14 protein-coding genes, 1 other RNA gene and 1 pseudogene are annotated in these 13314 nt (G+C 59.9%); 11 read left to right on the top strand and 5 right to left on the bottom strand.

Features of this window, described 5'->3' with window-relative positions; genetic code table 11:
• Positions 1–128: 128 nt before the first annotated feature.
• The 5 genes from petA to BI364_RS14620 all read left to right on the top strand — a co-directional run bounded on the left by petA (position 129) and on the right by BI364_RS14620 (position 4036).
• Positions 129–725 carry a ubiquinol-cytochrome c reductase iron-sulfur subunit gene (gene petA / locus BI364_RS14640; RefSeq protein ID WP_070079372.1) on the top strand — a complete coding sequence of 199 codons (597 nt, stop codon included), beginning with the start codon at positions 129–131 and terminating at the stop codon, positions 723–725.
• Positions 725–2125 (top strand): cytochrome b, encoded by a 1401-nt coding sequence (locus tag BI364_RS14635; protein ID WP_070079371.1) that lies wholly within the window; start codon positions 725–727, stop codon positions 2123–2125. The genes petA and BI364_RS14635 overlap by 1 nt, the downstream gene beginning before the upstream one ends.
• Entirely contained in the window at positions 2125–2868 is a 744-nt protein-coding gene (locus tag BI364_RS14630; protein WP_070079370.1) for a cytochrome c1, read from the top strand. Before BI364_RS14635 ends, BI364_RS14630 begins: the two co-directional genes overlap by 1 nt.
• 108 nt (positions 2869–2976) lie before the next feature.
• The gene (locus BI364_RS14625) at positions 2977–3606 is read left to right on the top strand and encodes a glutathione S-transferase N-terminal domain-containing protein (protein ID WP_070080110.1); all 630 of its coding nucleotides are present in this window, start codon (positions 2977–2979) and stop codon (positions 3604–3606) included.
• A 28-nt stretch (positions 3607–3634) separates the two neighbouring features.
• Positions 3635–4036: a ClpXP protease specificity-enhancing factor gene (locus BI364_RS14620; RefSeq protein WP_070080111.1), complete on the top strand. Its 402-nt coding sequence runs from the start codon at positions 3635–3637 to the stop codon at positions 4034–4036.
• Here BI364_RS14620 and BI364_RS14615 read toward each other — a convergent pair.
• The 5 genes and pseudogenes from BI364_RS14615 to BI364_RS14600 all read right to left on the bottom strand — a co-directional run bounded on the left by BI364_RS14615 (position 4029) and on the right by BI364_RS14600 (position 8306).
• Complete coding sequence (locus BI364_RS14615; protein ID WP_070080109.1) at positions 4029–5423, bottom strand: FAD-binding oxidoreductase; 1395 nt, start codon at positions 5421–5423, stop codon at positions 4029–4031. The two genes, BI364_RS14620 and BI364_RS14615, sit on opposite strands and share 8 nt — an antisense overlap.
• Positions 5424–5428: 5 nt before the next feature.
• Positions 5429–6013, bottom strand: coding sequence for a phosphoheptose isomerase (locus tag BI364_RS14610; protein WP_083251437.1), 585 nt, complete (start codon positions 6011–6013; stop codon positions 5429–5431).
• A gap of 29 nt (positions 6014–6042) precedes the next feature.
• Positions 6043–6462 carry a YraN family protein gene (locus tag BI364_RS14605; RefSeq protein ID WP_407639361.1) on the bottom strand — a complete coding sequence of 140 codons (420 nt, stop codon included), beginning with the start codon at positions 6460–6462 and terminating at the stop codon, positions 6043–6045.
• A 66-nt stretch (positions 6463–6528) separates the two neighbouring features.
• Positions 6529–6972 (bottom strand): annotated as a pseudogene (locus BI364_RS19265) (penicillin-binding protein activator); the annotation flags it as partial.
• Positions 6879–8306, bottom strand: a complete 1428-nt coding sequence (locus BI364_RS14600) for a penicillin-binding protein activator (protein WP_207644992.1) — start codon at positions 8304–8306, stop codon at positions 6879–6881. The gene BI364_RS14600 and the pseudogene BI364_RS19265, both read right to left, overlap by 94 nt.
• Positions 8307–8380: 74 nt before the next feature.
• Between BI364_RS14600 and rsmI the strand changes: the two genes are divergently transcribed.
• The 6 genes from rsmI to BI364_RS14570 all read left to right on the top strand — a co-directional run bounded on the left by rsmI (position 8381) and on the right by BI364_RS14570 (position 13286).
• Positions 8381–9244 carry a 16S rRNA (cytidine(1402)-2'-O)-methyltransferase gene (rsmI, locus tag BI364_RS14595; RefSeq protein WP_233279529.1) on the top strand — a complete coding sequence of 288 codons (864 nt, stop codon included), beginning with the start codon at positions 8381–8383 and terminating at the stop codon, positions 9242–9244.
• Positions 9245–9300: 56 nt separating this feature from the next.
• Positions 9301–9653, top strand: an RNA gene (gene rnpB / locus BI364_RS14590) — RNase P RNA component class A.
• 304 nt (positions 9654–9957) lie between these two features.
• Positions 9958–10410, top strand: coding sequence for a division/cell wall cluster transcriptional repressor MraZ (gene mraZ, locus BI364_RS14585; RefSeq protein WP_070079368.1), 453 nt, complete (start codon positions 9958–9960; stop codon positions 10408–10410).
• Position 10411: 1 nt separating this feature from the next.
• A complete protein-coding gene (gene rsmH, locus BI364_RS14580; protein ID WP_070079367.1) occupies positions 10412–11353 on the top strand; it encodes a 16S rRNA (cytosine(1402)-N(4))-methyltransferase RsmH in 942 nt (313 codons plus the stop codon).
• Entirely contained in the window at positions 11350–11619 is a 270-nt protein-coding gene (gene ftsL, locus BI364_RS14575) for a cell division protein FtsL (protein WP_070079366.1), read from the top strand. The genes rsmH and ftsL overlap by 4 nt, the downstream gene beginning before the upstream one ends.
• A complete protein-coding gene (locus BI364_RS14570; protein ID WP_070079365.1) occupies positions 11616–13286 on the top strand; it encodes a peptidoglycan D,D-transpeptidase FtsI family protein in 1671 nt (556 codons plus the stop codon). Before ftsL ends, BI364_RS14570 begins: the two co-directional genes overlap by 4 nt.
• Positions 13287–13314 lie beyond the last annotated feature (28 nt).

Raw genomic sequence — 13314 nt, 5'->3', positions numbered from 1 at the left:
TTCGTAGAGGCAGGCTTGACCTCGCCGAGTAGTTGATGGAAGCTTTGGACAGGCCGATTACCATAAAACGCCCGTAGAGGCGCGGTCGTGAGAACTACAATCACAAAGAACGAAGAAGGGGAGCAGGGATGGGAGCAGAGGACATCAATGTCCCGCGCCGTCGATTTCTGGTGGCCGCTACAGCCGCGCTTGGCGCGGTGGGCTCGGTTGCCGCGGCGGTGCCGTTTATCGCGTCGATGAGTCCCAGTGCCCGCGCGAGGGCCGCGGGGGCACCGGTCGATGTCGACATCAGCAAGATAGAGCCGGGGCAGATGCTCAGGGTCGCTTGGCGAGGCAAACCGGTGTGGGTGGTGCTGCGCACCCCTGAGATGCTGGCCGATTTGCCCAAAAACGATCCCAAGTTGCGAGACCCCAAGTCTCTGGAATCGATTCAACCGCCTTACTGCAAGAACGAATCCCGCGCGATCAAGCCGGAATACCTAGTCGTTGTCGGCATTTGTACTCACCTTGGTTGCTCACCGACCTACAGGCCAGAGTTGGCACCGCCGGACCTCGGCCCGGACTGGCGCGGAGGCTGGTTCTGCCCCTGTCATGGCTCACGTTACGATTTAGCCGCGCGGGTCTACAAGGACGTGCCGGCGCCGCTGAATATGGTTATTCCGCCCCATCACTATGAGGGCAAGGCGAGGATCGTGATCGGTGTGGGTCCCAAGGGGGTGGTCTGATGGCTGAAAAAGAGATAACGACGACAGGCTTGCTCGGTTGGATCGACAGGCGTTTCCCACTCTCCGTGGGCTGGCAAAATCATCTCTCCAAGTACTACGCACCTAAAAATTTCAACTTCTGGTATTTCTTCGGTTCGCTCGCGCTACTGATTCTCGTCATACAGATATTGACCGGGATATTCCTAACCATGCACTACAAGCCCGATGCCAAGCTTGCCTTTGCGTCGGTCGAATTCATTATGCGTGATGTGGAGTGGGGCTGGTTGATCCGATACATGCATTCGACCGGCGCCTCCGCCTTTTTTATCGTGATTTACCTGCATATGTTTCGCGGGCTCATGTACGGCTCCTTCAAGAAGCCGCGAGAATTGCTGTGGATATTCGGCATGTTGATCTATGTCGCATTGATGGCGGAGGCCTTCATGGGTTATTTGCTCCCCTGGGGGCAGATGTCCTACTGGGGGGCGCAGGTCATCATCTCGCTCTTCGGTGCGATTCCTTATGTGGGCAACGAATTGGCGCTGTGGATTCGTGGTGATTTTGTCGTATCCGATCCCACACTGAACCGTTTTTTTGCCCTGCATGTCATCGCCATGCCATTGGTATTGCTAGGGCTTGTGGTCGTCCATGTATTGGCGCTGCATGAGGTAGGTTCGAACAATCCCGATGGCGTCGAAATCAAGGCGCATAAGGATGTCCGCGGCGTACCTCTCGATGGCATTCCTTTCCACCCGTATTACACCGTCAAGGACATCATGGGGGTGGTCGTTTTCCTGGGATTGTATTTCGCAGTGGTGTTTTTCCAGCCTACGTTTTGGGGGCGCTTCATCGAATTCGACAACTTTATTCCTGCCGATTCGCTCAAGACTCCCCCGCACATTGCTCCAGTTTGGTACTTCACACCCTTTTATATGGTGCTGCGCTCGATACCGGATAAATTTCTCGGCGTGGTCGCCATGGGTCTATCGATCTTCGTGCTATTCGTCCTACCTTGGTTGGATCGCAATCCGGTCAAGTCGATTCGCTACCGTAGTGTGTTGCACAAGGCCAACATCATGGTTTTCGTGGTGGTTTTCGTGATTTTGGGTATATTGGGTACAAGGCACCCGACACCTTTTTTGACCGAAATGGGATTGCGTCTGTCGGAAGTTTATTTCAGCTTCTTCCTGATGCTGGTGTTTTTCAGCCGCATGCGACCCGCGCGTACGATATTGGCGGTGTACGTCGTCTGGATGAGCGCGATCATGCTGTACGACTTGGTGCGCGTCTCGGCCGAAACCAGCCACCTGGTGTTCACCAGCCTGCTGATTCCTGGTGGGTACGTCTCCGGATTACTGTTGCTCGCACTATTTTTCCCTTGGCTAGCGACTGACAAGGCGGTGCCGGAGAGGGTGCGATAATGAGAAAAATACTGCTCATCCTGTTGTGTGCGCTGCCCTTGATCGCTCAGCCAGCAGGGGCCGAAGAAGGTTTGCATCTGCGATCTGTCGATGTGGATATGACCGACAACGCTGCCTTGCAGCGTGGGGCGAAATATTTCGTCAATTACTGTCTCAGTTGTCATTCGTTGTCGGCGGTGCGGTACAACCTGTTCGAGCGCTTGGGCTTGACCCCGGAGCAGATTCGCGGGAACCTGATTTTCACTGACCGCAAGATTGGTGAGACGATGGCGGTGGCGATGCGCCCGGAGGATGCGAAACGATGGTTCGGCGCGCCACCGCCGGATTTGTCGGTGATTGCGCGCGCGCGGGGTGCTGATTGGTTGTATACCTACCTGACGACCTTCTATTTGGATGATACGCGGCCTACCGGCGTCAACAATCTGGCCTTTCCCAAGGTGGGTATGCCGGACGTCATTTGGCAGCTCCAAGGTTTACAGGCGGCGATCCCCCTATCGGGTGGCCCACATCAGAATTCGAGCGATGTGTCGATCGATCACCTGAATCTGGTCCAGCCGGGTACAATGACTCCAGTGGAGTATGAACACGCTGCGCAGGACCTCGTCGCTTTCCTGGTTTATGTTGGCGAACCGAGCAAGCTAGAACGTCAGCGATTGGGTTTATGGGTGCTGGCGTTCCTCGCATTGCTCTTTGTGGTGTCATACTTCCTGAAAAAGGAATACTGGAAGGACGTACGGCATTGATGGTGGCCGCCCGTCGTCGCTTCGGCCATGGTGCCGATGCAACGGTGGGATTTCCGCGAGAATGGCGAGCGTTCTGTCGATATACCGCCTGACGACGGAGTGATAGAGATGAGCCTGGTCGCCAACCGCCGTTCAGTGATGACTTTGTTTTCGGCACCCGATTGCCCTGACAGTCATCGCACCCGGATCGTCCTTGCGGAAAAGGATGTTACGGCCGATGTGATCCATATCGATCCTAGCCGCAAGCCTGAGGATCTGGTCGACCTCAACCCATACAACTCCGTGCCCACGCTCGTCGACCGGGACTTGGTTCTTTACGACGCGCGCGTGATCATTGAGTATCTTGACGAACGCTTTCCACATCCACCCTTGATGCCGGTTGATCCCGTCGCGCGCGCGAAGGCGCGGTTGTTGATGTACCGAATCGAGCGCGACTGGTACATCCCGATGGCCGAGCTTGCGGCAGCAGACAAGAAGAGCCAACCTCGATTGCGCAAGATCCTGCGCGAGAGTGTATTGTCCGCCACGCCATTGTTCATGGAGGCGAGGCCCTATCTTCTAGGCGAGGAATTCAGCTTGGTGGATTGCTCCGTCATCCCAGTGCTCTGGCGGCTCTCGGTCCATGGTATCCAGTTGCCACCTGCGGCCAAGGCTATGGCCGACTATACCCAACGGACCTTTGCTCGTGCTTCCGTACGCGCCAGTCTGAGTGATGTTGAACGCGACATGATTGCCTGAGTCAGTAATGAATTCCGCTTCCAATCAAATGACTTCGAGTCGTCCGTATCTATTGCGTGCGATATACCAGTGGGTTGTGGACAACAACCACACGCCCCATATGCTGGTTGATGCGAGTGGCGAGGATGTTCAGGTCCCGACGCAATTTGTCCAAGATGGCCGCATTGTGCTGAATGTCGCGCCGCAAGCCGTACAAGCGCTTAACTTGGGTGACGAATATGTCAGTTTCAGTGCGCGTTTTGCAGGTCGGGCGCAGGAGGTTTTCGTGCCTGTTCAGCGCGTGATGGCGGTTTATTCACGTGAAAATGGGCAAGGCATGATGTTCGGCGATGACGATACGTCTCCGCCATCCGGGGGGCCGGGGGGCACTACTGAGCCACGGCCGAATGGGCCGAGCAGTGGTCGCCCAGGCTTGCGCGTCGTCAAGTAATCGCGGCTGGCGGCAATGCCTTGTCGGCATTGAGCAGACCCAATGGATCGAATTGGTGCTTGATGCCCCGCATCAAAGTCAGCGTTGCCGCATCGATCTCAAGCGCAACATAGTCACGTTTGACAAGGCCCACCCCGTGTTCGCCCGAGAGGGTGCCTTCCAGTCGTAGCACCAATTCGAAAACCTCCTGCAGGCAATGTTCTGCCGCGGCGGCCTGTCTGGGATCGTCTGGGTCGATTAACAAGTTGACGTGGATGTTGCCATTGCCGGCATGCCCGAAATTGACGATGGTGATTTCGTGGCGGCGCCCGAGTGCCTGTAGACCCTCGATCAAGGCGGGAATGCGCGATACGGGCACGACAACGTCTTCGTTGATTTTCTTGGGTGCAATGGTGCGCAGCGCGGGTGAGAGGGCCTTGCGTGTGGCCCACAGTGCCTCGACTTCGGCTTGCGTGGTCGCTATTTTCACGGACAGACAGCCGCTGACTTTGGCGGCTCGCATGATCTCACCGACGGCTTCCTCCAGGCTTGTGGGTGGGCCATCCACCTCGATCATGAGCAACGCACCAGCGCCTTGTGGCAACTCGGCTCGCGAGTGGCTGCGGATCATTTCAATGGCGCTGCCGTCGATGAACTCCAGGGCACAAGGCACGACTGGTTGGGCCATGATCGCGGCGATGGCACGCGCGGCTGAATCCAGGTCGGCGTAGACCGCCTGAAGCGTGCGTTTCGCCGCGGGTTTGGGCGTGAGTTTGAGGACGGCCTCGGTGATGATTGCTAACGTACCCTCGGATCCGATGATCAACCGGGTCAGGTCATAGCCGACCACGCCCTTGGTGGTCATGACGCCGGTGCGGATGCTCCGGCCATCGCCGGTGACGGCACGTAGCCCGAGCGTATTTTCCCGTGGCGTACCATATTTAACGGCACGCGGTCCCGCCGAGTTGTAGGCGAGGTTGCCGCCGATGGTGCAAACGGCCGCGCTGGTTGGGTCGGGTGGCCAGAAAAAGCCATGCGCGGCGGCGGCTTGTTGAACCGCAAGATTGGTCGCGCCGGGTTGAGCAACGAGCAAGCGATTGTCAGGGTCGACCCGCAGGATTTTGTCCATGCGTTCGAGGCTGAGGACGAGTCCGCCATGAGTGGGTACGGTGGCGCCGGTCGTGCCGGTGCCGCGTCCCCGGGGTGTAATCGGAATGTGAAATTCGTTGCACAGACACACCAGAGAGACGATCTGGTCGTGTTCGCGAGGGAAGGCTACGGCTTCCGGAGGTGCGTGTCGCTTGGAATTGTCATAGCCGTACGTCCAGCAATCGCTGGCCTCGGTCAGGAGGTCGGCTGGGGGCAGTAAGTTGGCCAGTGCCGCGAGGAAATCGGGGGGCAGCGGCACGGGTTTCAAATATCGCCGAAGAGCTGGCGGTCAATGAGATCGCATAGGCAGTGGATCACGAGCAAATGTACCTCCTGAATGCGCGCGGTGCTTTCCGAAGGGACACATATCTCGATGTCTTCACCCGTCAGTACTTCGTGAAGCGCGCCGCCTCCGCGGCCACTCAGCGCAATCACGTGCATGCCGAGTTCCTGCGCGGCACGCGCGGCTTCTACCACATTGGCCGAATTGCCCGAGGTGGAGATCGCGAGTAGTAAATCGCCGGGTGCGCCCAGAGCGCGCAGCTGACGCGCAAAGACCTGATCGTAGCTGTAGTCATTGGCGATCGAGGTCAGCGTGGATGTGTCGGTGGTTAAGGCGATCGCGGGCAAACCGCGCCGCTCGCGCTCGAAGCGATTGAGCATTTCCGATGAAAAGTGTTGGGCGTCTCCGGCAGATCCGCCGTTGCCGCAGCTGAGTATTTTGTGTCCGCCGACGAGGGCGTAGGTCATTCGCCTAGCGGCGGCTTCTATCGGCTCCGCCAATATCTGCGCGGCCCGCGTCTTGGTGTCGATGCTGGCCATGAAATGTTGTTGTATGCGTTCGTTCACTCGCGAGTCCTGCAGATTGTCAGTATGAATCAGAAGTCCTGGGCCGAGAATGCATCTGGAATCCAGTCGATCTGGTTGTCGGGGCCCATGGCCACGACGTCGAAGCGTGCCGGTGTGTCGAGTCCGTGCCGCTGCAAATAATGTAGGGCGGTTGCGGTCAGTCGCCGCTGCTTTGCGGTATTCACGCTGGCGGCGGCACCGCCAAAACGTGCGGTATTGCGGTAGCGTACCTCAACGAATACCAGGGTTCGAACATCGGTCATGATGAGGTCTATTTCGCCAGCGCGACAACGATAGTTGCGTTCACGCAAGTGCAAGCCTCGCCCGGTCAGATAGTCGCAGGCACGTTGCTCGAAGTCTTCGCCGCGCTTAGGGGGGGCGGCATCGGCGGGTGTTGCCGTATCGGCCGCGAGGTTCCCGGCGACGGGTTTCGGTTGGCCGAGCAGCACGGGTAGGCCGTTGTCGAATTGTGCCCATTCGAGCTGTCGGATCAGTGTCTGGTCTGCGCTTATTTTTAGGTTGCCGGACAAGCCTGTGAAGCGCGCCCAGTCTTCGGAGGCGAGTCGCTTGAGATATGGCAGGACGTTGAAGGCATCTTCGCCTAGCGCGATCAGCCGCGGGTAGCGACGGCTGGCGTCGGGGAAATTCGTGTGCATGGCGGTTCGCGCGTCGGCCGCTGCGCCATGGGTATCGAGCAGTAGTGGCGCATCGTCGAAAATCAGGCCGTTGAGATCATGGTCGGCCCTGGGGTCGTGCGTGCCGCTGTAAGCTGTGGAGATGGAATAAATGGGCAGGCCGATTCCGTGATGAAAGCGGATTTGCGGCATCAGCAGGCGTGCCTGGCGGGGGTCGCCTGCGATGAAAATCATGTCGACATCCTGGCGACGCCGCGCCTCGAAGTCGACTGATCGTCCGATAGTGGCAGATACCGCCCGGCGCCTTGCGTTGCTGTTATCGATGTTGAGGGTGTTGACGATGGCGGGCGTGAAGTCGGAGGCGGTAGGGTCGTAGCGTCCCGTGGCCAGAACCTGCCCCCGAGCTGTTGAAAACGATCGGTAAAGGCCGTGGCCACCCGGCTGCCCCAGTTGCTGTCCGGCACGAGCACGATGGCGCGGCTGTGTCCGTCGAGGCTGGCTCGCTCGGCCACCTGACTGGCCTCGCTTTCGGGTATGAGCCCGAATTGATAGAGCTGTCCGGGGAGCGGGGTGCCGTTGGCCACTCGATTCAGCGCAAGGGTCGGCACGGAGAGCTGACCCGATTGCGCCAGCTGGGTGACGGCGTCGCGATCCAGTGGTCCGATGACGTATTGGGCGCCATTCCGCACCGCGCGAGCATAGAGGGTCATGATCTGGCTGGGTTGGACCGCCGCGGTGTCATATACACGCAGATTGACGTCGGGGGCATCCGTCTGCTGGCTGTGACGATAGTACGCGGTCAATACGCCGTCGAGAATCGCTTGGGCGACCGGTTCGAAGTGGCCGGAAAGCGGTAGCAATACGGCGATATGGGCCGGGTAGACCTGCATTGCCTGCCACTGAGCCTTCAAAGCATCGATAATAGGGTCGGCATCCGATATTTGTGGATATTGCTGGCGCCAGCGCGCGATGGCCTGGGTCAGTGCAGTGGGTGCGGCTGGCGTGGTTTTGGCGATCAGGGCTAGCGCAAGCCAGGACTTGAGTGTCGGTGTGCTGGCCTGCTGCAGCCACAGTCGCGTCTGTGTGGGGCTGGCCTGGCTGAGGGTTTCCCAGAGCGCGTGTCGATTGTCGTCGATGGCTTGAGCTTGCACCAGCATTGGCGCGCGCGCGATTCTGGCCTGGATGGCGCCCAGCAGATTGCCGTTGAGTTGCTCGGCCTGGGCGCGAACGTCAAGCAGTTCGGCGGCCACGGGGGCGGATAGGCCTGTGGTGTCGGTGGGTAAGGCAGCAAGGGCCTCACTGGGCTGATGCTCAAACAACGCCACGCGCGCGGCGAGTGTTGCCTTACTTGCAAGATCGTCTGGGCTCATGCCGGTCGGGCTGATGGCCTCGATAACGGCGCGCGCGCGAGTCGGTAGTCGGGCCTGCAGCAATAGCGAAGCGGCCTTGAGCATGAGTTGCTGGCGTTGTGGCGGGAGGAGGCTGGCTGCCGCCTTGAGGTAGGTGTCCGCGGCCATGGTCGGGTGGCCGGCCTGCAGCTGGGTCTGCGCCTGTTGCTCCCACGAGGCGACCTGATGCGTGGGTGTCTGCGCGCAGGCGCCCAGGAGCAGGACGACACACGAGGTCAGACTGAGTCGGGTGATGACGCGTCGGGTCATCGTATGGGTACGCCCGTGTATCATGGGCCCTATGCGCTTGAACGGGTGGCTCAGTATCTGGACTGGAAGGCAACGTGTCAATTGAAGAGAGTGTGCTTTACATCGTGGCCACGCCCCTGGGGAACCTCGGGGATATCAGCGACCGAGCCCGCGCGGTGTTGGGCGCAGTGGGATTGATTGCTGCGGAGGACACGCGTGTGACCCAGCGCCTGCTTTCCCATTTGGGTTTGAAGGCGCGATATTTGAGCTTGCATGAGCATAATGAGACCGCGCGCGTCCCTGTGATATTGCAGGCGCTGGCTGAGGGGCAGTCAGTGGCTCTGGTTTCCGACGCGGGCACGCCGCTGATCAGTGATCCGGGGTTCCGTCTGGTACGCGCGGTGCGCGAGGCTGGCTGGCGGGTTAGCCCTATTCCTGGGCCTAGCGCGGTGATCGCGGCACTATCGGTTTCAGGATTGCCAACGGATCGCTTCGTATTCGAGGGGTTTCTACCCGCACGGGGTGCCAAAAGGCGAACCTATCTGCAGGCGCTGGTGCGCGAGACCGGTACGCTTGTCTTTTATGAATCGAGTCACCGCATCGCGGATTGCCTTGAGGATATGGCACAGGCCTTCGGCACGGCGCGCCGTGCCGTGGTGGCACGAGAGCTGACCAAGCATTTTGAGCAAGTCGTTTCCGCGCCTTTGGGAGATTTGGTCGCCTGGATTGCGGTGAACGAGGATCATCGGCGCGGCGAGTTCGTGGTGATGGTGGAGGGTGCGACGGATGCCGTGCCCGACGATACATCCGGCATATCTGCGGCGCATGTGATTGCGGTGTTGGCGGCGGCGCTGCCGACGCGTCAGGCGGCGGATCTGGCCGCCCGCATCACGGGTGGTTCGCGACAGGCGTTGTACCGCGCTGCTCAACAGGCCAAGCAGGAGAGAGAAGGCGAATAATGTCCCGGCGGCAATCGCGCACTTGAGGCGATGCCGGCTGTGGTATTCTCCCGCGGGGAGTTGGCCAGGCAGTCGCTCCGTCTTTACGGCGGGGAGGAAAGTCCGGGCTCCGTAGGGCAGGATGCCAGGTAACGCCTGGGCGGCGCGAGCCGACGGAAAGTGCCACAGAAAATAAACCGCCGATGAGCCCTTCGGGGATACAGGTAAGGGTGAAAAGGTGCGGTAAGAGCGCACCGCGCGGGTGGCAACATACCGCGGCACGGTAAACCCCATCCGGAGCAAGACCAAATAGGGACGCTATGATGTGGCCCGCATCGCGTCCGGGTAGGTCGCTTGAGGCGTGCGGTGACGTACGTCCCAGATGAATGACTGTCCCCGACAGAACCCGGCTTATCGGCCGACTCCCCACCTTTCTCCACCCGACCGCCGCGAGTCACCACTCGGGCGGGGTGGCGGCCGCATTTTTCTCATGTTGTACATCATCTTTCGTATGCAACATCCTGATTGCACGGCGTTTGGTAGTCGTGGGTTGGTGTGCGTCCAGCTCTAGGCGTGACGTGTAAGCCATTGTGTATAAAAGACAATCTTCCAGATAGACGGCCTGTCGGCTTGCTTGACGCCACCTGATGCCGCACCTATAGTGTCGCGGTGTGGGGTGAAGTGGTGAAAAGTGGGTATTTGATCCTGGCACGATCCATCTGGCGGGGGTTCGCGTGTTTCGCGGTGTCACCAATCTCAATATCGATTCGAAGGGACGCGTGGCGATGCCGGCACGGTATCGCGATCGTCTGCGCGACTCGTGCGGGGGGCAGCTGGTGGTTACGGTGGATCGTGATGGCTGCTTGCTGGTTTACCCATTGCCAGAATGGGAGCGTATCGAGGCTTCCGTGATGGCGCGCCCGAATCTGAATCCACAAGTCCGGCAGCTGCAGCGCCTCTTCCTGGGATATGCGACGGACGTCGAAATGGATGGGCAGGCACGCATTCTGATCGCGCCCACCCTACGCGAACAGGCAAAACTGGATAAGCATGTGGTGTTGGTGGGGCAAGGTAACAAGTTCGAGCTTTGGGACGAGGCAATCTGGGCTGCTCAGCGTGACGAGTGGCTGCAATCTGATGCCTTCGAGGGCGGATTGAGCGAGGCGCTGGCCTCGTTGTCGCTCTAACGTGACGGAATCATCCTCGGGGCACCTGGCTGTTCTCCTGGAGGAGGCGGTGGCGGGACTGGCGATTAAGGCAGAGGGCGGGTACGTCGACGCGACCTTCGGTCGTGGCGGCCACAGTCGCGCGATGCTTGCCCGGCTGGGACCGGAAGGCCATTTGCTGGGACTGGATCGTGACCCAAGTGCAGTGGAGGCAGCGCGTGAACTTGCAGCCGTTGATCGTCGATTCTCTATTGAGCACGCCCCCTTTTCACATTTGGAATCGTGTTGGCGGGCGCATGCAGGCAATGCACAGGCACAAGGGGTCCTGATGGATCTGGGTGTTTCATCGCCACAACTGGATCAGGCGGAACGTGGCTTCGGCTTCATGCGTGACGGCCCGCTGGATATGCGTATGGATACGACATCCGGGGAACCTGCTGGCGACTGGATCAATACGGCCTCGGAGGCCGAGCTTTCCCGCGTGTTCTGGACATTTGGCGAAGAGCGCCATGCGCGCAGGATCGCGAGTCGTATCGTGCGCGAACGCGCGCTGGCCCCATTGACGCGTACCACACAACTGGCCGATCTGATCGCCGGGGTGGTTGGCCGCCGCGAACCAGGCAAGCATCCGGCCACGCGATGTTTCCAGGCCATTCGTATTCATGTGAATCGTGAATTGGACGAGCTGAGCGAGGCGTTGACACAGGCCGTCTCGATATTGTCGCCCGGCGGGCGGCTGGCGGTGATCAGTTTTCATTCCCTGGAGGACCGAATCGTCAAACGATTCATGCGTGAGCAGGCGCGTGGCGAACAGGCGCCGCGCAATTTGCCCGTGCGTGATTTACCGACACCGGGCCGGACGCTCAGTCTTGTCGGCAAGGCAATTCACGCCTCTGTGGCCGAGGTCGCGCACAACCCGCGTGCGCGCAGTGCGGTGTTGCGCGTGGCGGAGCGGCTGGCATGAACTGGACGGCGGTCGTCGTGGCGGGGCTTGCATTGTCGTTGATGGGCACCGCGTTAGGTGTGGTGTACAGCACTTACGAGACGCGTCAATTGTTTATCCGCCTGGAGCGTATCGACGCTCAGCGCGATGCCTTGAATGTGGAATGGGGAAGACTGGAGCTTGAGCAGAGCGTCTGGTCAGCCCATTCCCGCGTCGAGCGAATCGCGCGAGGCAAGCTGGATATGGTCATGCCCGACAGTTCGGACACGGTGTACATCAGCCCATGAATGCGCGCCCAGACTTCAAGCGACGCAGGCAACTGGTGCTGGGGCTATTCGGCGTCGGTGCCGTGGGGCTTTTGGGACGCGGCTTCGATCTGGAGGTTATGCGTGGAGCCTTCCTGCGTAAGCAGGGAGACGCGCGCGCTTTGCGCGTGGTGAATATGCCGGCACATCGAGGCATGATCCTGGACCGCAACGGACGCCCTTTGGCCATCAGCACGCCGATGGATTCTGTCTGGATCGATCCCCAGCAAGACAGTGATGCCAAAGGGCTGGCTCGCATGGCGGATTTACTCGGGCTTGATGCCGCCACCTTGATCGGGCAGGTTGAGCGCGCGCGCCAGGCCGGACGCGAATTCATTTGGGTCGAACGCCTGATCGATCCGGCCATGGGGCGCCGTATCGCTGCCCTCAAGGTTCCTGGCGTGGGGTTGATGCGCGAGTACAAGCGCTTCTATCCGATGGGCGAGGTGGGTTCCCATGTGCTCGGGTTCACGAATATCGACGATCAAGGTCAGGACGGACTGGAACTTGAATTCAACACCTGGTTGACCGGTAAACCGGGCGCCAAACGGGTCATCAAGAACGGTTTCGGTCAGATCGTTCAGAACGTGGATTTGATCCATTCGCCGCGACCGGGACGCAATCTGGTGACCAGCATCGACCAGCGGATCCAGTATCTCGCCTACCGCAGCCTCAAGGCCGCCGTGGTGGCGCATGGGGCGCGGTCCGGCTCCATCGTGATCATGGATCCGAGCAACGGCGCCATCGTTGCGATGGCCGATCAGCCTACCTTCAATCCGAACGTGCGCTCGGATTATGTGCCGCGCCTGTACCGCAACCGGGCGGTAACCGATGCCTACGAGCCCGGTTCGACCATGAAGCCTTTTACCTTGTCGGCAGCATTGTTGAGCGGGAAATATACCCCGAATACCGAGATCAATACGGGCCCTGGTTGGTACATGCTGGCGGGGCATACGATCAAGGACGATTCGGATTTCGGGCGGATCAATCTGACGCAAGTGCTGCAGGTATCGAGCAATGTGGCGGCGAGCAAGATTTCTCTGAGCCTGCCGCCGTATTACGTCTGGTCCATGTATCGAGATTTCGGTTTCGGACAGATTACCCACAGCGGTTTTCCAGGCGAATCGACAGGCACCTTGCACAACTACACCACTTGGCGCCCGATCGATCAGGCCACCATGGCTTACGGCTACGGCATCGCGGTCACTTCGCTGCAGTTGGCGCATGCCTACTGCGCATTGGCCAACGGCGGCATCCTGGCCCCGGCTACCTTCGTACAACCGACGGCACCCGTCGGCGGCAAGCGTGTGCTGCCGCAGCACATAGCCGATCAGATGCGCACGATGCTGCGTTCGGTGGTCACCCCCATGGGGACCGGCTATGCGGCGCATATTCCGGGTTATACCGTCGCCGGTAAGACCGGTACGGCGCATCGTCTGACCAGCCAGGGCGATTATGCGGAGGATAAGTACACGGCGGTGTTTGCGGGTATCGTTCCGGCAACCCGACCGCGGCTGGTTGCGGTGGTGATGATCGATGACCCGCAGGGCGGCAAATATTACGGTGGTCAGGTGGCGGCGCCCGTCTTCCGCGAGGTGATGTCCGGTGCGTTGCGCCTGCTCGATATCCCCCCGATGACATCGATGTAATGCAGGCAGGGCCTGTTCCGGAAGCCCA

This window comes from Acidihalobacter yilgarnensis, assembly GCF_001753245.1.
Taxonomy (GTDB): domain Bacteria; phylum Pseudomonadota; class Gammaproteobacteria; order DSM-5130; family Acidihalobacteraceae; genus Acidihalobacter; species Acidihalobacter yilgarnensis.
Note: the sequence above shows the minus strand (reverse complement) of the source record. Positions and strands in the feature narration are given on the sequence as shown.

Coding starts and splice junctions, on each gene's coding strand:
- petA (WP_070079372.1), top strand. CDS start 129: ATGGGAGCAGAGGACATCAATGTCCCGCGCCGTCGATTTCTGGTGGCC.
- BI364_RS14635 (WP_070079371.1), top strand. CDS start 725: ATGGCTGAAAAAGAGATAACGACGACAGGCTTGCTCGGTTGGATCGAC.
- BI364_RS14630 (WP_070079370.1), top strand. CDS start 2,125: ATGAGAAAAATACTGCTCATCCTGTTGTGTGCGCTGCCCTTGATCGCT.
- BI364_RS14625 (WP_070080110.1), top strand. CDS start 2,977: ATGAGCCTGGTCGCCAACCGCCGTTCAGTGATGACTTTGTTTTCGGCA.
- BI364_RS14620 (WP_070080111.1), top strand. CDS start 3,635: ATGACTTCGAGTCGTCCGTATCTATTGCGTGCGATATACCAGTGGGTT.
- BI364_RS14600 (WP_207644992.1), bottom strand. CDS start 8,306: ATGACCCGACGCGTCATCACCCGACTCAGTCTGACCTCGTGTGTCGTC.
- ftsL (WP_070079366.1), top strand. CDS start 11,350: ATGAACTGGACGGCGGTCGTCGTGGCGGGGCTTGCATTGTCGTTGATG.
- BI364_RS14570 (WP_070079365.1), top strand. CDS start 11,616: ATGAATGCGCGCCCAGACTTCAAGCGACGCAGGCAACTGGTGCTGGGG.